16 protein-coding genes and 1 tRNA gene are annotated in these 17,649 nt (G+C 60.1%); 10 read left to right on the top strand and 7 right to left on the bottom strand.

What is annotated here, in order from left to right:
* Window positions 1–48 precede the first annotated feature (48 nt).
* From ACR0IR_RS09400 to ACR0IR_RS09390, 3 genes are read right to left on the bottom strand one after another with little or no spacing between them, the layout of a single operon-like run.
* Complete coding sequence (locus ACR0IR_RS09400; protein WP_170363019.1) at window positions 49–765, bottom strand: maleate cis-trans isomerase family protein; 717 nt, start codon at window positions 763–765, stop codon at window positions 49–51.
* Window positions 762–1,907, bottom strand: coding sequence for a M24 family metallopeptidase (locus tag ACR0IR_RS09395; protein ID WP_170363020.1), 1,146 nt, complete (start codon window positions 1,905–1,907; stop codon window positions 762–764). Before ACR0IR_RS09395 ends, ACR0IR_RS09400 begins: the two co-directional genes overlap by 4 nt.
* Window positions 1,904–2,947 carry a pyridoxal-phosphate dependent enzyme gene (locus ACR0IR_RS09390; protein ID WP_170363021.1) on the bottom strand — a complete coding sequence of 348 codons (1,044 nt, stop codon included), beginning with the start codon at window positions 2,945–2,947 and terminating at the stop codon, window positions 1,904–1,906. The genes ACR0IR_RS09395 and ACR0IR_RS09390 overlap by 4 nt, the downstream gene beginning before the upstream one ends.
* Window positions 2,948–3,184: 237 nt before the next feature.
* On the opposite strand from ACR0IR_RS09390, the gene ACR0IR_RS09385 reads away from it, so the two are divergent.
* Window positions 3,185–3,270 (top strand) — tRNA-Leu (locus ACR0IR_RS09385).
* Between the two features lie 32 nt (window positions 3,271–3,302).
* Here ACR0IR_RS09385 and ACR0IR_RS09380 read toward each other — a convergent pair.
* Window positions 3,303–3,800 (bottom strand): hypothetical protein, encoded by a 498-nt coding sequence (locus tag ACR0IR_RS09380; protein ID WP_093962654.1) that lies wholly within the window; start codon window positions 3,798–3,800, stop codon window positions 3,303–3,305.
* On the bottom strand, window positions 3,793–4,173 hold the full coding sequence (locus tag ACR0IR_RS09375) for a response regulator transcription factor (RefSeq protein WP_261391817.1): 381 nt from the start codon (window positions 4,171–4,173) through the stop codon (window positions 3,793–3,795). The genes ACR0IR_RS09380 and ACR0IR_RS09375 overlap by 8 nt, the downstream gene beginning before the upstream one ends.
* 126 nt (window positions 4,174–4,299) lie before the next feature.
* Here ACR0IR_RS09375 and ACR0IR_RS09370 point away from each other — a divergent pair, with 126 nt between their 5' ends.
* The 7 genes from ACR0IR_RS09370 to ACR0IR_RS09340 all read left to right on the top strand — a co-directional run bounded on the left by ACR0IR_RS09370 (window position 4,300) and on the right by ACR0IR_RS09340 (window position 14,006).
* The gene (locus ACR0IR_RS09370; protein WP_480779062.1) at window positions 4,300–4,530 is read left to right on the top strand and encodes a hypothetical protein; all 231 of its coding nucleotides are present in this window, start codon (window positions 4,300–4,302) and stop codon (window positions 4,528–4,530) included.
* A gap of 619 nt (window positions 4,531–5,149) precedes the next feature.
* The gene (locus ACR0IR_RS09365; RefSeq protein WP_170363022.1) at window positions 5,150–7,504 is read left to right on the top strand and encodes a hypothetical protein; all 2,355 of its coding nucleotides are present in this window, start codon (window positions 5,150–5,152) and stop codon (window positions 7,502–7,504) included.
* A 133-nt stretch (window positions 7,505–7,637) separates the two neighbouring features.
* Window positions 7,638–9,593, top strand: a complete 1,956-nt coding sequence (locus ACR0IR_RS09360) for a type I secretion protein (RefSeq protein ID WP_170366579.1) — start codon at window positions 7,638–7,640, stop codon at window positions 9,591–9,593.
* A gap of 36 nt (window positions 9,594–9,629) precedes the next feature.
* A complete protein-coding gene (locus tag ACR0IR_RS09355) occupies window positions 9,630–11,921 on the top strand; it encodes a type I secretion system permease/ATPase (protein ID WP_480779061.1) in 2,292 nt (763 codons plus the stop codon).
* Window positions 11,922–11,933: 12 nt separating this feature from the next.
* Window positions 11,934–13,274, top strand: a complete 1,341-nt coding sequence (locus ACR0IR_RS09350) for an HlyD family type I secretion periplasmic adaptor subunit (RefSeq protein ID WP_170363025.1) — start codon at window positions 11,934–11,936, stop codon at window positions 13,272–13,274.
* A 74-nt stretch (window positions 13,275–13,348) separates the two neighbouring features.
* The gene (locus ACR0IR_RS09345; RefSeq protein WP_170363026.1) at window positions 13,349–13,741 is read left to right on the top strand and encodes a rhodanese-like domain-containing protein; all 393 of its coding nucleotides are present in this window, start codon (window positions 13,349–13,351) and stop codon (window positions 13,739–13,741) included.
* A gap of 85 nt (window positions 13,742–13,826) precedes the next feature.
* On the top strand, window positions 13,827–14,006 hold the full coding sequence (locus ACR0IR_RS09340) for a hypothetical protein (RefSeq protein WP_170363027.1): 180 nt from the start codon (window positions 13,827–13,829) through the stop codon (window positions 14,004–14,006).
* Window positions 14,007–14,011: 5 nt separating this feature from the next.
* Here ACR0IR_RS09340 and ACR0IR_RS09335 read toward each other — a convergent pair whose 3' ends face one another.
* Entirely contained in the window at window positions 14,012–14,815 is an 804-nt protein-coding gene (locus ACR0IR_RS09335; RefSeq protein WP_254430694.1) for an alpha/beta fold hydrolase, read from the bottom strand.
* 47 nt (window positions 14,816–14,862) lie between these two features.
* Here ACR0IR_RS09335 and ACR0IR_RS09330 point away from each other — a divergent pair, with 47 nt between their 5' ends.
* On the top strand, window positions 14,863–15,237 hold the full coding sequence (locus ACR0IR_RS09330; protein ID WP_170363028.1) for a hypothetical protein: 375 nt from the start codon (window positions 14,863–14,865) through the stop codon (window positions 15,235–15,237).
* Window positions 15,238–15,309: 72 nt separating this feature from the next.
* Here the strand turns inward: ACR0IR_RS09330 and glyA are convergent, their stop codons facing one another.
* Window positions 15,310–16,605: a serine hydroxymethyltransferase gene (gene glyA, locus ACR0IR_RS09325; protein ID WP_170363029.1), complete on the bottom strand. Its 1,296-nt coding sequence runs from the start codon at window positions 16,603–16,605 to the stop codon at window positions 15,310–15,312.
* A 168-nt stretch (window positions 16,606–16,773) separates the two neighbouring features.
* Between glyA and ACR0IR_RS09320 the strand changes: the two genes are divergently transcribed.
* Window positions 16,774–17,535, top strand: a complete 762-nt coding sequence (locus tag ACR0IR_RS09320; RefSeq protein WP_170363030.1) for an NAD kinase — start codon at window positions 16,774–16,776, stop codon at window positions 17,533–17,535.
* Window positions 17,536–17,649: the final 114 nt, after the last annotated feature.

Raw genomic sequence — 17,649 nt, 5'->3', positions numbered from 1 at the left:
CCGGCTGGCAAGACTCAATGACAAAAACCAATCCTCATTGGGTGGGATTCAAGGATTTTGCGCAGTGTTGAGGCGCCGCATGTGCCACGCAAGGGTCTGATTGCTGGACAAGACCGGTTTGCCGATCTGTTCATGGATCTGCGGGATAGCATCCAACGTACGAAGGTTGGTGCAGCTGAGAAAAACAGCTTCGACTGCTCTGTCCGAACCCAACCTCACCGCGGCGTCAACGATGGATTGTGTCGAAATCCGGACGACCTTTGATTCTTCGGAAATCCCAAAGGTGCCGAACACATCCATCAGGACCCCTTGATCGGCGAAGGCCGCGCGAAGCGCCGTGTTGACCTGCTCCACATAAGGGGACAGCAGTGCAAAGCGTGACACACCCAGTTCGCGCGCCTGCGCTGCCGCGGCGCGCAGCGGGTTGGTCACCGTTTGCACGTCACAAGTCTGCTTTATCAGTTCTTCGACCTTTTCCGACCCGATGACCGAACTTGCCGAGGTGCAGGCGTAACCCACAACCCGGAAGGGGCGCGCCTTGGGCAGTAAATCCGCCGCCGTTGGAAGCGCATGCTTCATGCGGGTCAACGTCTTGGTCGTGACCTGCGGGTCGCTGGTTATGCGCGAGACATAAATGGGTGAAGGGTCGCCGGCAAAAAGCCTGCGGAAATCGCCTTCGATCGTCTCGTCTGTCTGCAGAACGATCAGGCCAAGCGGAGATATACCCGGGTCATCCGTGTCCAAAGAAAATGACAGTGTTGTCATAGCTCGGGAATCTCCCGTCCTGCCTTGGGGCTCAGGAACCGCGGGGCGCCTTCGGTGACCAGCACATTTTCCTCGTGGACAAGTATTTTGCCACCGACCTCAATACCTGGCTCCAGCGTCAACACCATTCCGGGTTTCAGAACCGTGTGATCTGTTGGGATGAGCGAAGGCCACTCGGTCAAGGACATGCCCAATCCGTGACCCAGGCGCCCGGCTTCGGTCCCGCCGCCGCCACGGGACAGGACCGAGTTCATCGCGTGATACAGGTCCGAGGCCGTCGCGCCGGGTCTGGCCTGCTCGAACGCAGCCTCGGTCGCATCGATCAGCGCGTGGTGCGCCGCGCGCACGGCCGGACTGGCCGGGCCGACGGACCAGTTGCGGTCGAAATCGCAAAAATACCCATCCCAGACCAGCCCGGTATCCAACATAAGCACGTCGCCCGACTCCAACGGTTGTTGGGTTGCCGGCGAGATTACATCGCCATATCCGCCCTGGTCGGCTGCGCCGGCAAGGTAAGGCACCCAATCGGCGCCTGCGTCGAGACACAACATCTGGAACCGTCGAAAGACCTGATCCAGAGGAACACCGGCCGATGCAATCTCAGGAACCCGCTCAAAAGCCTGTCCCGCGATCAGGCAGGCGGTTTCGATCTTTTTGATTTCGGCTTGAGATTTGACCATGCGCAGGTCGCGCAGAATGCCAAGGTCGCCGGTGATCCTGCGGCGGTCGATTTCGGATTTCAGACGCCCGAAATCGGCGAGCGGCATCCGCAGGTGCGTTTCATGCCCGTCGGGGCATCCGATCAAGCAGCCGTCCGGAACAAGGTCGCGCAGGGTTTCGGCCAGCAACGATACTCCGTCGTCTGCCAGATCCGGGGCGGACCAGGTACGGATGTCTTCGATCCAGGTCTGCGCCATCAAGGCCGCGCCAATCGACGGGATCACCGCGACAGGTTTGCCGGTCGCAGGAACGACAAGGAACCAGGGGCGCGTCGGGCTTTCCCAGAACCGGGTCAGAAAGCCGCTGAAATACCGGACGTCGGGCTCGGTCGTCAGGAGCAGGGCGTCCAGCCCATGCTCTCGCATGAGATCCTGCGCACGCGCAGATCTGTCCGCGAACTCGGCTTGTTCGAACCCTCTCACGAGGCTTGCTCGGTCACGATGCACAAAACGCGGTCCTGTGGTTCGATATCGAGCAAGTTGCGGCTATCGGTATCCAGAACGGCAGCCAGTCCAGCCCCGCCTGACGCAGTCGTTTCGAACCCGGCCTCTGCCATGACTGGAAGCTGAGCGGCCACGGTGTCATCGTCCAGCGTCAGAAACAGATCGGCATCCCGCGCCAGTCCATTAAGTGCAATCAGCGATGGCTCCTTGCAATCCAGCCGTCCCATGATGCTGTCCGGACCGTCTGCAAAAACCGGCGCGCCGGCTTCGATGCTGGCCATCAGCGCCGGGGCTGCGGCCGGTTCGACCACGATGATCCTGGGGTCGTCTCCCCAAGCCTTTCGGAAACATGCGGCAACGGCGCCCGCCATGCCTCCCACTCCGGCCTGCAGCAGGATCAATGTCGGAGGTTCGGGACATTGATCAACCGCCTCGACAGCCATTTGAACGTACCCCTCCATCAAGAGATGGGGCAGGTCGTAATACCCTTCCCAAGAGCTGTCTGACAGAAGCGTCCAGTCGTTGTCGTTCGCCGCGCGGCTCGCGGCGTTCATGCTTGCGGCGTAATCGACGCCTTCGCGCACCACTCGCGCACCTTGCGCCGCAAGGCGCTGCGCAAAGCTTTCGGGCACGGTTTCAGAAATGAACACCACGGCATTCGCACCAAAAACGCGCGCACCCGCAGCCATGCTGAGGCCATGGTTCCCGGCGCTGGCCGTAACATAAGTGCGGCCGGCAAGGGATGTGTTGTCGGGTGTCTCGGTGGCGTCGCTCGCTTGGCAGGCGATGACATAGGCCGCGCCCAATGCCTTGAACGACCCGAGTTTCATCCGCGTCCGTTCATCTTTGATCCATAGGCGGGAAACGGGCGCCAAACCCTGCGCTTCGGTCAGTGGTGTTACACCGGAGGCCGGACACAGAGAAAGAAGCCGCGCCAACCGGTTAGAGTTGGTTGAGGGGAACGGTGCCTGTGAAAACAGTTTGCCTTCGCCTCGATACGGGTTGGTGACGGTCTTCATCGCGGCCTCCCTCAACGATCCGGCAGACGTCATAGGAATGCAGTCAGTCTGTCAAGGCAAAGGGGTGAAATGCGAGAATTGCGCGCTTCTTGTTCCCTGGGAAAAGTGGCTGCCTGCCCTGAACCAAACGGCGTTGATCAGGCTGGCAAATTGACCGCTTGCGGTCTTTGCAATCGGTATGGGTGCGTGTAAGTGTTCGGCACGTGATCCGGCGCCGGTACACCAGACCGGCCGGATGCGGGCGTGATGGAATGGTAGACATATCGGACTTAAAATCCGAAGGCCCTAGCGCCGTGTGGGTTCGAGTCCCACCGCCCGCACCAAACACAATGGTCGACTTGGCCGAGGGCGATCGTCAGACCGGATAACCCAGCTTGGAGATCAGCCGCCAGATGTCCTGGTTCGCCGCCGACAGCTGCGCGACGACATCCTCGATTTCCTGCATCGCCTGTTCGTCGACCGTATCTTCGCGTCCCAGCTTGATGTCGGTTTTTCGATCGGCAATGCGCATCAGGATCGTTTTGGGGTTCCCGGTTTCCTGGTCGAAGGAATAGATGCAGTGGTTGAACTTGTTGCGGATGCCCGACAGACGGCTGAGCCGCTGCGTGTGCTCTAGGATTGGATCACGAACCGAGGCAGGCCTTCCGTCCATCTTTGCCAGACGCTCGACCAGATCAATTCGGGCGCGGGTCGTGTTCAGGGTCAGGAAGATGATGACGGCCACGTCTTTGCTGGTCCCCGAGAGGCCGGCGATCAGATGAATCAGCAGGCTTTCGGTGTTCGTCCAGACATAGTTCAGGCGGCCGACCAAAAGGATCAACCGATCGAACCTGGCTTCGAAGTCGTCAGTCAACCGAAGTTCGGTGCGCGTCCTGCGCCGCCGCCTCAAAGAAGAAATGCGCCGCTGCCGTTCTGTTGCTGACACCGATCTTGCCCGACACGTTGTGCATGTGCAGCTTGACCGTGTGTTCGGTGATACCCAACTGGGCAGCGATCGCCTTATTGCTTTTGCCTTCGGAGACAAGTTGCAGAACCTGCTTCTCGCGCCGGGTCAGTTTTGACAACAGAGGGCCAGCCGCAGGGGATTTCGGAGTTTCCCGGGCCGTAGTCGCACCTGTCGCGCATGGCTTCGATGCAACGCAATTGGCCACAAATCCCGGCAGGTACAACTCCTCATGCATCAGCAGCCGCAGGATCGCGCGCCATGCGTCCGGGGCGACGTTCATCGGAAGATACCCGATTGGTCCGTACCGAGATCGGTCCCATCGCTCGAAAACGAAACGGGCTGCGTCCTCTTTGCGGTATGCGAAGGCAAGGCATCCCGGCATGGACGATCGAACATAATCGGAGGGATGGGCCAGCAGATCCTCCATCATGATCTGATCCACGACAACAATCTTGCCGGAACCCTCAGCATTGCTCGCCTCGGACAAGAATGCCGCGAGGGATTCAAACCGATGGGCTGCCACGCCGAATTCGTGCTGAACGCTTCGCAGGGTTTGGTTGGAGTAGAAGAGCTCTTTCCCAAGAAAAACAATCATGAAATCTTCACTTTTGTCGATCGTGCTGGAACTGTTACTTAATTCAGAAATACTCATTTTTGCGCCCCCCTAAATACCCCAGATTACGTCCTGAATTGGCCGTTATTGGCCGGGGTGAAACTGAATAAAAACAATTAAAATTATGTATTGAGTATACCAGAAAGTTCAGTTTTCGACAACTGTACGGCTTTGAGAATCACCAGAGTTTAGAACTTTCGATTAAGGCTGTTTGACGGTCGGACCGCTTAAATATCTGGATACAAAGAACTTAAATTCACCAACCTTTGTCGCTGGCCAATTCGGCTCCGAACTCGGCCATGAAATGCGTGTTCGAGTAATACATCAAGCAAATCAGCCTTTTATTGATGTTAATACTTTCTGCCAGCTAGGCAGGCCGAACGGCATCTGTACCCTGTGTCGTGCTTCAATTTGCGAAGTGTACTTGTACCTGGCGTGTCTGCGGCCCGCGTATTTTCGCGTGATTTTGAGCAGTCACGGAATCGGCTTGGCCGAGAAAGGGGGGTGACAACACATCATTCGAAAGACAAGGCCGCAGACATGCGCAGTTTCGCGAATGGATGCTCAATAATATTTTTCAACCGCGCCGAATATCGCTTTGTAGATGAATGGCGGTCTGGCGCTTCAAAAATGGAAGATTGTTATGCGACGCAATGTGAACAATACCAATGTCACGACCGTTGACGAAGTTAATGTTGAAAATCTCGAAGCTCCGATCTCGGTGGAAATCCCCGTTGAAGAAGCAAATATCGAGGCCGAACTGACCGCGCAGCAACAGCAGCAGGGTCAGGAAGTTCAAAACGCTGCAAACAACGAAGACGAACAGAACCAGGCTCAGGCTCAGGCGACCGAGGTTGCAAACGAACAGGCCCAGGGTCAGGACCAGGGTCAGGCGCAGCAGCAGGGCCAACAGCAAGGTCAGCAGCAGTCGAACGTCAATGGCGGCGATGACAGCAACAGCATCGCAAACTCGATCAACATCGATTTCGGTGAAGGTGAGTGGATCCCGCGCGACGATGACCAGGTCGATCTGGATATCGGTGACTCGGCATCCATCGGTGATGTCATCACGGCCGGAAACGACGTGAATTATGATCCCGGCGATGATCTGAACCTGTCCATCTCGATGAATGGTGACGGTAATGACATGTCGTCGATCAACAACCAGTTGGCCAGCCTGAGTGACGATGACACGCTGGATTCGCCCAGCCTGTCGAATGACGGCTCGTTCTATCAGAACGGCAGCGCGACGGGCGGTTCGGCCTATGCCGAAGAAGGCATCGGTTCCTCCTCCGGCGGCGGTAACTCGGGTTCCGGCGGAACCAGCTACGGCGGTGCAGCAAGCGGCGAGACCAATGGCAGCCACGCATTCGCGCTGGGCGGTCACACCGGCAATGCCGGCGCGGCTTCGCAAGGCGGCAACGGTGCGGCTTCGGGCGGCGCCAACAACACGAGCCTGGGTCTTGGTCTGTCGGGCGCCGAAGCCAGTGGCGAAAGCACGGCTGGCAATGGCGGCAACGCCAACAGCACCTCCAGCGCCAACAACACCGGCAGTTCGAATGCCAACGGCCAGGGAACTGGCGGTGAAGGCGGTAATGCCGGCTCGATCGGTCTTGGCCTTGGTCTGGGACTGTCCGGCGCCAACTCGGAAGGCAATGCCAACGGTGGTGAAAACGCGACCGGTTCGATCGGCGCGGGCCTTGGCCTGGCCGGAAACGAGTCGGGTGCGAACGGCGCCAATGGCGGCAACGGCGAGTCATCGAACTCGGGTTCTGCATCGAACAATAGCACCGGTACGACCGAAGCGAATGAAGCGACGGCCGGAAGCAACACGGGTGCGGGCATGGCTGGCAGCGGCGCGCAAAGTGGCGCCAATGGCACCGGCGGGTCTGGTTCCGGTGGCACGGGTTCCGGCGGCTCGGGCTCGGGTGGTGAAGGTGCTGGTGGCGAAGGCTCTGGTGGCGAGGGATCCGGCGGATTCTCGGCCATGGTCGAAGCAGCCATTGCAGCGCTGAACCAGGAAATCGCGGATGGTGGTCCGGCCTTGAATGCGGCTGATACCGACGCTGCGACCGGTGGCGGCGGAACCACGGGCAACAACCCGGGTGCCGGCGGAGCGGGCACCGGTGGTGCTGGAACCGGCGGCGCAGGAACCGGCGGTGCCGGAACCGGTGGCCCAGGGTCCGGCGGAGCCGGCACGGGCGGCAGCTCGGCAGCCAACTCTGGCGCACAGGGCGTCGGCGATCTGGCCGCAAGCGGTCCGAATATCAGCCAGTCGCCCGGTGACGTGAACGGTGCAGCCAGCAACCCGCAGACGTCGACCGGAACCGGCGGAGCCGGCGGTTCGAACGCGGCCAATGGCGCGGCAAACGGAACCGGTTCGGGTTCGTCCAGTGCAGAAGGCGCTGGCGGAGCCGGTGGGACCACGACGCCAACGTCCACCTCGTCCGGTAACGGTGCGGGTTCTGCGGATGCGGTCAACACGGCCGGTACCGGTGGTGCGGCAGAAGTCTTTGCTGACGCTGACACAAACGGTTCCGCCGACAGTCTGGCCGAAGCCATCGCGGGATACGGCGGCGCGTCGTACACCGACAACGATGCCACCTCGACCGGATCCGGTAGCGCGACTGGCGCGGCCAGCTCGGGAGCCGGTGGTGCAGGCGGTGCGTCTGCGGCCAATGGTGGTACCAGCGGCTACGCCATGGGTAGCGCCATGTCCGGCGATACCACGGGTGGCGCAGTCACCGGTGGCAGCGCGGCCGGCGCCTATTCAGGTGACGGCGGAGCCGGCGGCAATGGCGGCACTTGGGGTTCCAACAATGGTGGCGACGGTATCGTCACCGGTGAATCCTACGCGTCGGCAGCAGCAGTGGTCGATACCTCGGCCTTCAACCAGACAATCGTCATGGGCGCCAACGTGCTTGGCAACTCGGTCGATACCACGATGGTTGGCGGTTCGATGAGCTCGACCTACGCGAGCGACGACACCGAGGCATAATGCCTGACCCCGGAGGCCGCGATTTCGGCCTCCGGTCTTTGATGAAAACACCGGGGCCGTGTTTCATGGCCTCGGTCCAACTTAACCCAGACCCGGAAATTTTCTGCCGGAAAGGGTGACAGGGATAGTCCAGATGTCACTTGACAGCATTACGGAAACGATCGCGCATTTTATTGGTACTTTTCAGCTCACGATGGAACAGGCCATCCTGCGGCAGCAATACGAGGAGTTTACGGCGCTCCGACGGCTGGCCGAAGTTGAAGGCCTGGAGGATCCGATCAGGATTGTCGTCAAGGCCGATCTGGATCTGAAGCCCAAGGACTACGACCCGCTTCCCTACCGTTTCCCCGAACCGCCCGCGGACCCGCAGTTGCCGCTGCCACCCGCCGGTCCGATGCTCGAGTCGAGCATCCAGATCGGTGACCCGTTGGCGCCGGGCGGATTCGTTCCGCAGTCCGAATTGCCTATCTCGGTCGGGCCGCAATTCTTGATGTTGCAGCCGCAGGTCGTCAGCGACCTGATAGGGTCTGCCGTCACTTACACATTCCAGACATTGGTCCTGCGCGACAATGATACCGTCGGCGCGGGCGACTTCCGCGATGCGGCGATGCTGACAGCGCAGGCCGAGGCCGCGCTGGACGTGGCGCAGTCGCTTCATGCGATGGCGGCGCCTTCACTGGCGATACCGGACTACATGACGCCAGAATACCTGGATACGCTGGTCGAACAGATAACGACACCGATGAACGGATCGGTCCAAGGTGTCACGGTTCACCAATTCCAAGGTGAAGACGCGGAAGGCATCATCGTAAACGGTCAACACGTGTCGGAGGCTCCGGTCTGGAGCGATCTTCTGCCGGCCTACCACCAGCCCGAGGAGGCTGAGGAAAATCTGGTGTCACAGTCCTATCCGGCCGAGTGGAGCCAGTCCGAGGGGCCGGAGTCACACGAGGGTCATACCGTTGTCACCGGCGGCAATCTTGCGATCAACGAAGTCGCACTGAACGTCGGTTGGGTGGATGCCCCCTTCATCGCCGTGGGTGGACAAGCGATCAGCCTGACGATGATCAGCCAGGTCGCGCTGGTATCAGATGTTGATGTCGGAAACACCGGCAGCGGCGCGGGCACCAACGTCGTCCAATCCGCCCAGATTGAAACAGAGGCGAATCCTGCGCCGTGGCTTGCCGGAACCTCGGCCGTCGCTGGTGGGGCCGGGCAGCCGTCCTTTTTGACCGTCGATTGGATCCATGGCGATCTGGTGGTTGCCAACTTCCTCAAGCAGGTCATCAACGCCACCGATATCGACCATATCCAGACCGAGATTTCCGCGTCTTCGACCATGTATGCGATGGGTGGCAACCAGATGGTCAACGTGGCCGATATTGTTCAACTCGGCAACTATTATGACCTGATCATGATCGGCGGCGACATGATCTCGGTCGACATGTTGTTCCAGACGCTTGTCCTGATGGATGACGACCTGGTGTCAGGTGGCCTCGCCGGACCTGCCGGAGGTGCGAACGAAAACCTGCTGATGAACCAGGCCTCGGTGATGATCAACGGCCTGGACCTGCAGGAGGCGCTTGAGGAGAACATGGCCGAGGCCATGACTCTGAATGAAATGAACATGGCGGCGCTCGAGGACGCATTGCTGAACGATCCGATGTTCGCGGGTATGGAGCAGATGCGCGTTCTGAAGATCGACGGAAACCTGCTGCAGGTGAATATTCTTGAGCAGGTCACCATGCTTGCCGATCAGGATGACATTTTCCTGTCCGGTCCGCATGGGGCCAGTACCGAAGTCGTGGCCGGCAGCAACGCGATGCTGAATGCGGCCAACATCAACAAGCTGGGCGTGGACTCCGTTGTCATGGCCGGGCAGGGCGCATATTCCGAGCTTTTGCTGCACCAGGCCAGTCTCATCGACTTGCCCGAGAACGAGATCAGCCCGGAATTTGCCAATGAAGCCATCGCAATCCTGATGGAAGAGGCAATGACCGCCGGGCAACCAGTCAGCGGCCCGACCGCTCCTGTCCTGACGCCCGAAGACTTGGACGCCAATGTAGGAATGCAATCCATCCTGACCTGATTTTCCCTTTTTTACGAGTGACCGGAAGGTTTGTTTATGTCGATCGTTTTTTCGTCGCGCCGCACCCGATATGCCAGCCCGCTGGACCGGTCGGGAAGCGGACAGCCTCTGACTTTGCGACCCAGCGACATGGTGTCTGGCTCGTCATTTGCAACGGAACGGCTGACCGCACGGCTAAGGCTGACCAAGGAGATGCGCGTGCCCGTGACCGAGCAGAGCCAGAACAAGGCAGCGCAGGAGGGCCCGGCGACGGCGCAGACAGAGCAAGAGGTTGCTCGGAATGTTGCGGCTCCGGCAGCGAAGGCCCAAGACGAAACCGATCAGAAAATAACAGACGACAACACACTGGAAACAACATTCAGCGCCGCTTCTCCCCGACGGCGCGAAACGCCGGAGACCGTCGCCGTGGAAGGGCGTGCGGGTGACGGCGAAGGGGTGGCCAATGCCGAGGACTCGGAACCGCAAACCGTCGAAAGCCCGACCGCGCGCATGACCCCCTCGTCCCGGTCGGGTGGGACGGATCGCATGGGCACCACTATCGAGGCCGAAGCGAACAAGCCGCTGCTGCGCACTGGTTCAGGCGATGGCGGCGGCAAAGGGCCACCCCAAACTTTTCACAAACGCACGCCGCCCGAAGACTTTCAACGCACCCTTCGGACCTCGATGCGAGCGATATGGCGGAACCTTGCCTTTGTTCTGGTTCTGACCTGCGCGACCAATCTGCTGATCCTGGCGATCCCGATCTATCTGTTCCAGATCAGTGACCGGGTACTGACCAGCCGCTCGCTGGACACGCTGATCATGCTGACCGCGATCGTGGCCGGGGCAATCATCTTTCAATCGGCTTTCGATGCGGTGCGGCGCTTCATGTTGATGCGCACCGGGGTCGAAGTGGCGGCGCGACTGGGTGCTCCGACCCTCAGTGCCGCGGCGCATGCCTCGTTGCACGGGACGGGACGCGAGTATCAGACGCTGGGTGATCTGCAGCAGATCCGCGGCTTTCTCGTTTCAAGCACCCTTCTCTCCTTTTTGGATGTTCCTTTTGCGCCGTTGTTCATCCTTATGATTTTTCTGGTTCACCCAGAGTTGGGCATGATCGTGGTGGTGACGGCCGTGATCCTGATGGTTATCGCGCTGATCAACCAGCGGATGACGGCCAAACCGTTTGCCGAGGCCAACATGGCCCAATCTCTGGCCAACCAGCATCTGGATTCGATGTCGCGGAACAGCCAGATCATCAACGCACTTGCTATGATCCCCGAGGCGGTTCGGATCTGGGGACGCGACACCGCCAACTCCCTGACCTGGCAGGTCCGGGCGCAGGACCGAAACGTGGTGTTCGCGGCGATCTCGCGCACCGTACGCCTGCTGACGCAGGTCGGCATTCTGGGATGGGGGGCCTATCTGGCCCTGCAAGGCGAAATCACGGGCGGCATGGTGATCGCGGCCTCGATCATCGCTGGGCGGGCTTTTGCGCCAATCGAAGGGTCAATCGAGGGCTGGAATACATTCCTGCTGACCCGCGGTGCCTACAGCCGCATCAAGGCATTGCTGTCCAATTCGGCGCTTCAGTATGAGAAGCTGCGCTTGCCCCGCCCCGAGGGACGAGTGGATGTTGAACGCCTTCTGTTTGTACCCGGGGGTACCAAACGCGTGGTTCTCAACGGCATCAGTTTTTCGCTCAACCCGGGCGAGACGCTGGCGATCATCGGCAACTCGGGCGCGGGCAAGACCACGCTGGGCAAAACGCTGGTAGGATCGATTCTGCCGACCTCGGGCAGCGTGCGGCTCGACCTGATGGATATCCGAAACTGGGATCCGCGCCAGTTCGGCGAAAGCATCGGGTACCTGCCGCAGGACGTTCAGCTGTTTCCGGGCACGATCAAGGACAATATCGGCCGAATGCGCGCCGATGCCACCGATGAGCAAATTCATGATGCTGCAGTTCTGGCCGACGTGCACAACATGATCGCCACCTTGCCACAGGGGTATGAGACCGTGGTCGCTGCCGATGGCTCGCCCCTGTCTGGCGGTCAGAAACAGCGGATCGCGCTGGCGCGCGCCTTCTTTGGCAATCCGCGGATGGTGGTCCTGGACGAGCCGAACTCGAACCTGGATGTCGCGGGCGACAAGGCGCTGGCCCGGGCAATCGAGCAGGCGAGGGAAAACAAGATTACCGTGGTCGTGATCACCCAAAAACCAACGCTCTTGAACGTGGTGGACAAGATCATGCTGCTGACGGACGGGCGGGTCGCCCTGTTCGGTCAGCGTGAGCAGGTGCTGCAGCAACTGAACGGGCCGCGTCAGCAGCCCGAGTTGAAAGGGTAGACGGGGGTAAAGATGAACGAATTGGTCCAAGTAGACGATCCCGCCCTTTGGTACGCCGAGGTTCCGAGATCGATAACCAAGTTCATAGTCGTGGGCACCGTGCTGCTGGTCGCCTGTTTCGGCGGGTTCGGCCTGTGGTCGTTTCAGGCGCCGCTCGCGGCCGCAGTGATTGCGCAGGGCAGCTTTGTGGCTACCGGGCGCAACAAGATCGTCCAGCATCTTGAAGGAGGGATCATCGAACAGATCCTGGTCACCGAAGGCCAGACCGTGCAGGAGGGGCAGGTCTTGATGACACTCGACCAGACCTCGGCCGAGGCAAATGAGCGCGAATTGTTCATCCGCAAGATCCGCCTCCAGGCGATGGTCGAGCGCTTGCTGGCCGAATACGCCGAAAAGGACAATCTGGAGTTTTCACCCGCCCTGATCGAGGCATCCGACGACGTCGAGGTGATGACCATTCTCGACAACCAGCGACTCAGTTTCGAAGTCTCGCGCAAGACTCTGCTGAATGACATTGCCCTTCTCGAACGCAATATCGAAGCGCTGAAGATCAGGGCCAGCGGCTTCGAGGCGCAATTGGAAAGCATGGAGCGCCGCAAGGCGATCCTTCAGGAAGAATACGAAACCAAGAACGCGTTGTTCGAAAAAGGGCTTGTCCGAAAGGGTGAGTTGAACACCATCCGGCGGGTCCAGGCCGAAGCGGACGGGCAGTTGGCCCGACTGGCGGCCGAGGCTTCGGAAACCAGCCAGATGCTGCTGAAATACGAAGAGCAGATCACCCGGACCCGGTCTGCCTATCGCGAAGCAGCGCTGGACGAACTGGGTGTAATCGAGGCGGATCTGGAAAGCGTGCGGGAAAAATCGCGCCAGGCCAGCAGTGTTCTTGCCCGCGCGGTGGTTCGCGCCCCGGTCGATGGCACGGTTGTGCGACTGCACTATTACACGCCGGGCGGCGTCATCGAGACCGGCAAGCCGATTGCCGAAATCCTGCCAGCTGATGCCCCGCTGATCATCGAGGCCCAGATCCCGCGCACCGATATCGACAGCGTTGTGACCGGCCAGACCGCGACTGTGCGGTTGGTGGCTTTGAATCAGCGCACGACACCGGTTCTGACGGGCGAAGTCTTTTACGTCTCGGCGGACGCGGTCCTGGAAGAAGCCAGCGGAATACCTCAAGAGGTCTATCTGGCCCGGGTGTCGTTGGAGCCTGACGAGATGGACCGGGTACGGGGGTTCATTCCGACGCCCGGCATGCCGGCCGAGATCATGATCCAGACCGAGGAACGCACCTTTGCCGCCTATATCGCCAAGCCGATCGTCGACAGCATGTCTCGGGCCTTTCGCGAGCAATAGGCGACCACCATAGCGCTTACAAATACAAAAGGCCCCGTGCTAGCATTCGTGAAAATCCGGGAGGGACCGCACGAATGCCATTGACCGTTCAAGAGATGCTTGAGACCGCGAATGCTGATGTTCAACGTATCAGCGCCGCGCAAGCCAGGGAGCTATTGCAGCAGGGTGCGCTGCTGCTGGATATTCGCGATGCGCCTGAACTGGAAAAGACCGGTCGCGCCGTCGGATCTCACCATATCTCACGCGGTATGCTCGAGTTTCGTGCCGATCCTGCGCTGCAGTCGCATGACCCCGAGCTGCGGAAGGATCGCCCGATCATTCTGCATTGCGCATCGGGCGGACGGGCGGCTCTTGCGGGCAAGTTGCTCAAGGACATGGGGTATCAGCATGTCTACAACCTGGGTGGGTTCTCGGACTGGGTAAACGGCGGGGGCGACTACGTCGGCCCGGTTGATTCCGGGATGTAGGGACCCAGCCTGATCTGCATCAAAGCCGATTGTATTACGCTTCGGCAATCTGCGCGTCAGACGCCATCAACAAGGACGACTGGCAATGATGAGACTTGCAGCGCTACTGTATTCCCTGATCGCGACCGCCCTCGCGGGTACGGCCGTTATCGCCGTGCTGACCGCGGGAATGGTTTCGACCCTGGCCATCGTGGGTGCCGCAGCCGTCGGAGCGGTCGCGGCTTTGCCCGCATCCTGGCTGGTCGCCAAGCGCCTGTACCAATAGAGAGCTTAGGCGGCGTTCAGAAATGTCCGGACAGCAGCTTCGAACTCGCGCGGTTTTTCGGCGTGCAGCCAATGGCCTGCGCCCGGAATCTTGGCGAAACGGGCGTTCGGGAACAAAGATTTGATGACTTCGCGGTGACTTGCCTGAACATAGTCCGACTCCGCACCGGCGAGAAACAGTGCCGGGCCGTCCCAGTGTGAGGTAAAGTCCGGAAAACCCATGATATTCGGCATCTCTTTGGCCAATACGTCCAGGTTCAGCCGCCAGCGTTTGCCGGGAACGTCCAGCGACTGAGTGAAGAAGCTCTGCAATGCCTTCTCGACTCCAAGATCGGCCAGTTGCTGTTCCACGTCCGAGCGGCGCGCGACCTGTGTCATGTCCACGGCGCGCATGGCCTCGATATATGGCATTTGCGTGTGGCTGTACCGAACCGGAGCAATGTCCGCCACGACCAACCTGTTGACCATTTCGCCATGCTCGAGCGCCAATGTCATTGCCGACTTGCCGCCCATCGAATGCCCGATCACGTCTGCCACGCCGCCCATGCTTTCGATGACCTCAGCCAAATCATCCGCCAATGCCGGATAATCGTGCCGGTCGTCCCAGAAGCTGTGGGCGTGATTGCGCATGTCGACCGCCACCACCTGACGTTCGTCTGACAGCCGACGCGCGATCACCCCCCAGTTTCGGGCCGATCCGTATAGCCCATGGGCAATCAGCAGCGGTGTGCGGGACGTCGGTTCGCCATGTGTGATCGTGTTCAGCATGTCTTTCTGATAGCCTCCGGCGCCCCGGACAACCAGCCCCATTGTGACCGCCTGCGCAGACCGTTAGATTGCCCCATCAGGAGGGGCGCATGGCTCAGGAAACAGAAATTCAGACCCAGATCGCGCAGACGATATTTCTGTTGCGCAAAAAACTGGGCGCAAAGGGCAAGACCCTGGCCGAGTCGGTGCGCCGTGCCAAGCGCCGCTTGCCGCGCAAGGTCTACAAACAGGCAATGGAACTGGCCCGTGCCGAGCCGTTGGTCGAGCATCCCAAGCTCCGGCTGACCCTGGACTCGCCGACCCTGGAAAAGGCGGCAAAGGATGTTCAGTCGCATTTGCGCGCCATCAATCTGGCGGATCGCCGCTGGGGTTGGTTTCTGGGCATGCTCGGGGGGCTGGCCTTCAATATCCTGGCCTTGGTCGCGCTGTTTCTGGTCGTGCTGTGGTGGCGCGATCTGATCTGATCAGGGCATCTGACAGCAAAGAAAAATGGCGCCCGCTAAAGGCGCCATTTTGTTGTTTCTGAACTTGTGGCGTCAGAGGTTCGGGTAGATCGGGAACTTTGCGCACAGATCCGCGACCTGCGCTTTGACCCGCGCCTCGACCTCACCGTTGTTGTCTTCACCATTGGCGGCCAGTCCATCGACCACTTCGATGATCCAGTCCGCGATCTGGCGGAACTCGGGCTCTCCAAAACCTCGGGTCGTACCGGCGGGCGAACCCAGACGAATGCCGCTGGTCACGGTCGGCTTTTCAGGATCAAACGGCACGCCGTTCTTGTTGCAGGTGATGTGCGCACGGCCCAGCGCCTTTTCGGTCGCGTTGCCCTTGACGCCTTTTGGGCGCAGGTCGACCAGAACAACATGGGTGTCAGTGCCGTGGGTCACCGTGTCCAGGCCGCCCTTGATCAGCTGATCCGACAACGCCTGAGCGTTGACGACGACCTGTTTGATGTAGTCTTTGAACGAAGGCTGCAGCGCCTCGCCAAATGCCACGGCCTTTGCCGCGATCACATGCATCAGTGGGCCGCCCTGGATGCCCGGGAAGATGGCCGAATTCACTTTCTTGGCGATCGTCTCGTCATTGGTCAGGATCATGCCGCCACGTGGGCCGCGCAGGGTTTTGTGCGTGGTGGTCGTGGCCACATGCGCGTGCGGGAAGGGGCTGGGATGCTCACCCGCGGCGACAAGGCCGGCGAAATGCGCCATGTCCACGTGCAGATAGGCGTCCACCATGTCGGCGATCTCGCGAATGCGAGCAAAGTCGATCTGGCGCGGAATGGCGGAGCCGCCGGCGATGATCAGCTTGGGCTGGTGTTCTTTGGCCAGCGCCTCGACCTGATCGTAGTCCAGCATGTTGTCCTGCTTGCGCACGCCGTACTGAACCGCATTGAACCACTTGCCCGACTGGTTGGGCTTGGCGCCATGGGTCAGGTGACCGCCAGCATCCAGGCTCATGCCCAGAATGGTGTCGCCCGGCTGGATCAGCGCCTGGAACACGCCTTGGTTGGCTTGTGATCCCGAATTCGGCTGCACGTTGGCGAATTCGCAACCGAAAAGTTGCTTGGCGCGGTCGATGGCCAGGTTCTCGGCGATGTCGACGAACTGGCAACCGCCATAGTAACGCCGCCCGGGATAACCTTCGGCGTACTTGTTGGTCATGACCGAGCCCTGCGCCTCCATTACGGCTGCGCTGACGATGTTTTCCGAAGCGATCAGCTCGATCTCGTCGCGCTGACGTCCCAGTTCGGACGTGATTGCCCCGAAAAGTTCAGGGTCGCGATCCGCGAGGGACTGGGTGAAGAAACCGGTATCACGAAGGTTGGCGTTCATGGGCGCTCCGCATGGCTGAGGTTGGTTTGGCGGATTTCCTATAGGAAACTGTGCGGATGAAAAAGACTTTAAAGCGACGAAATGGCCAGCTGCGGCGTCACGTCTGGCCTAATGGGGAAAGGTATGTTTGTTTCGGAACCAAATGCGCAGCACCGGAAACCGGAAAACATGACAAAGAGAATCGCTTTTCTCGCCAGCGACGTGGATGTCGCGCAGTCGGCCCGCAACAAACTGGTTGCACGCTATGGCAATGCGGCCCCCCGAGATGCGGATGTCATCGTGGCGCTGGGCGGCGACGGGTTCATGTTGCGGACGCTGCACAACACGCAGCATCTGGATGTGCCGGTCTACGGCATGAATCGCGGGACCATCGGGTTTCTGATGAACGAGTTCCACGAAGCCGATCTGATGGAGCGTCTGAAAGCAGCCGAAGAAGAAGTCATCAACCCCTTGACGATGAAGGCCATGGACCAATCGGGGCAGGTGCACGAAGCCCTTGCGATTAACGAGGTTTCGTTGCTGCGTGCCGGTCCGCAAGCCGCGCGCCTGAAGATCAGCGTGAATGGCCGCGTGCGGTTGGCCGAACTGGTCTGTGATGGCGCGCTGTTGTCCACGCCCGCCGGGTCGACCGCCTACAACTATTCGGCACATGGCCCGATTCTGCCCATTGGGTCGGACGTTCTGGCGCTGACGGCCATTGCGGCCTTTCGCCCTCGGCGGTGGCGCGGTGCGTTGCTGCCCAGCACGGCGCACGTGCGCTTTGACGTGCTTGAAGCCGACAAGCGCCCGGTGATGGCGGACGCTGATTCCATATCCTTTCCGGATATCGATTGGGTCGAGATTCGGTCGGAACCCAAGATCCGCCACAGGATCCTGTTTGATCCCGGTCATGGCTTGGAAGAGCGTCTAACGATTGAACAATTTACATAAATTCCCGAGATTCTCGGACTTATGTGAAGCAGTTCACAGGAAGCTGACCGCCTCTCAGCTATGCTAATCCTGCCCGGAGAACACGCCGCGGTGGGAGTGAGTGGCCACCAAATG

The sequence above is a fragment of the Ruegeria sp. CF2 genome, from assembly GCF_056537385.1.
Note: the sequence above shows the minus strand (reverse complement) of the source record. Positions and strands in the feature narration are given on the sequence as shown.

Excerpts from the sequence above, each read along its gene's own strand:
- ACR0IR_RS09400 (WP_170363019.1), bottom strand. The coding sequence starts at position 765 with ATGACAACACTGTCATTTTCTTTGGACACGGATGACCCGGGTATATCT.
- ACR0IR_RS09390 (WP_170363021.1), bottom strand. The coding sequence starts at position 2,947 with ATGAAGACCGTCACCAACCCGTATCGAGGCGAAGGCAAACTGTTTTCA.
- ACR0IR_RS09375 (WP_261391817.1), bottom strand. The coding sequence starts at position 4,173 with ATGAACGTCGCCCCGGACGCATGGCGCGCGATCCTGCGGCTGCTGATG.
- ACR0IR_RS09370 (WP_480779062.1), top strand. The coding sequence starts at position 4,300 with ATGGGCCAGCAGATCCTCCATCATGATCTGATCCACGACAACAATCTT.
- ACR0IR_RS09365 (WP_170363022.1), top strand. The coding sequence starts at position 5,150 with ATGCGACGCAATGTGAACAATACCAATGTCACGACCGTTGACGAAGTT.
- ACR0IR_RS09360 (WP_170366579.1), top strand. The coding sequence starts at position 7,638 with ATGTCACTTGACAGCATTACGGAAACGATCGCGCATTTTATTGGTACT.
- ACR0IR_RS09355 (WP_480779061.1), top strand. The coding sequence starts at position 9,630 with ATGTCGATCGTTTTTTCGTCGCGCCGCACCCGATATGCCAGCCCGCTG.
- ACR0IR_RS09350 (WP_170363025.1), top strand. The coding sequence starts at position 11,934 with ATGAACGAATTGGTCCAAGTAGACGATCCCGCCCTTTGGTACGCCGAG.
- ACR0IR_RS09345 (WP_170363026.1), top strand. The coding sequence starts at position 13,349 with ATGCCATTGACCGTTCAAGAGATGCTTGAGACCGCGAATGCTGATGTT.
- ACR0IR_RS09340 (WP_170363027.1), top strand. The coding sequence starts at position 13,827 with ATGATGAGACTTGCAGCGCTACTGTATTCCCTGATCGCGACCGCCCTC.
- ACR0IR_RS09335 (WP_254430694.1), bottom strand. The coding sequence starts at position 14,815 with ATGGGGCTGGTTGTCCGGGGCGCCGGAGGCTATCAGAAAGACATGCTG.
- ACR0IR_RS09330 (WP_170363028.1), top strand. The coding sequence starts at position 14,863 with ATGGCTCAGGAAACAGAAATTCAGACCCAGATCGCGCAGACGATATTT.
- glyA (WP_170363029.1), bottom strand. The coding sequence starts at position 16,605 with ATGAACGCCAACCTTCGTGATACCGGTTTCTTCACCCAGTCCCTCGCG.
- ACR0IR_RS09320 (WP_170363030.1), top strand. The coding sequence starts at position 16,774 with ATGACAAAGAGAATCGCTTTTCTCGCCAGCGACGTGGATGTCGCGCAG.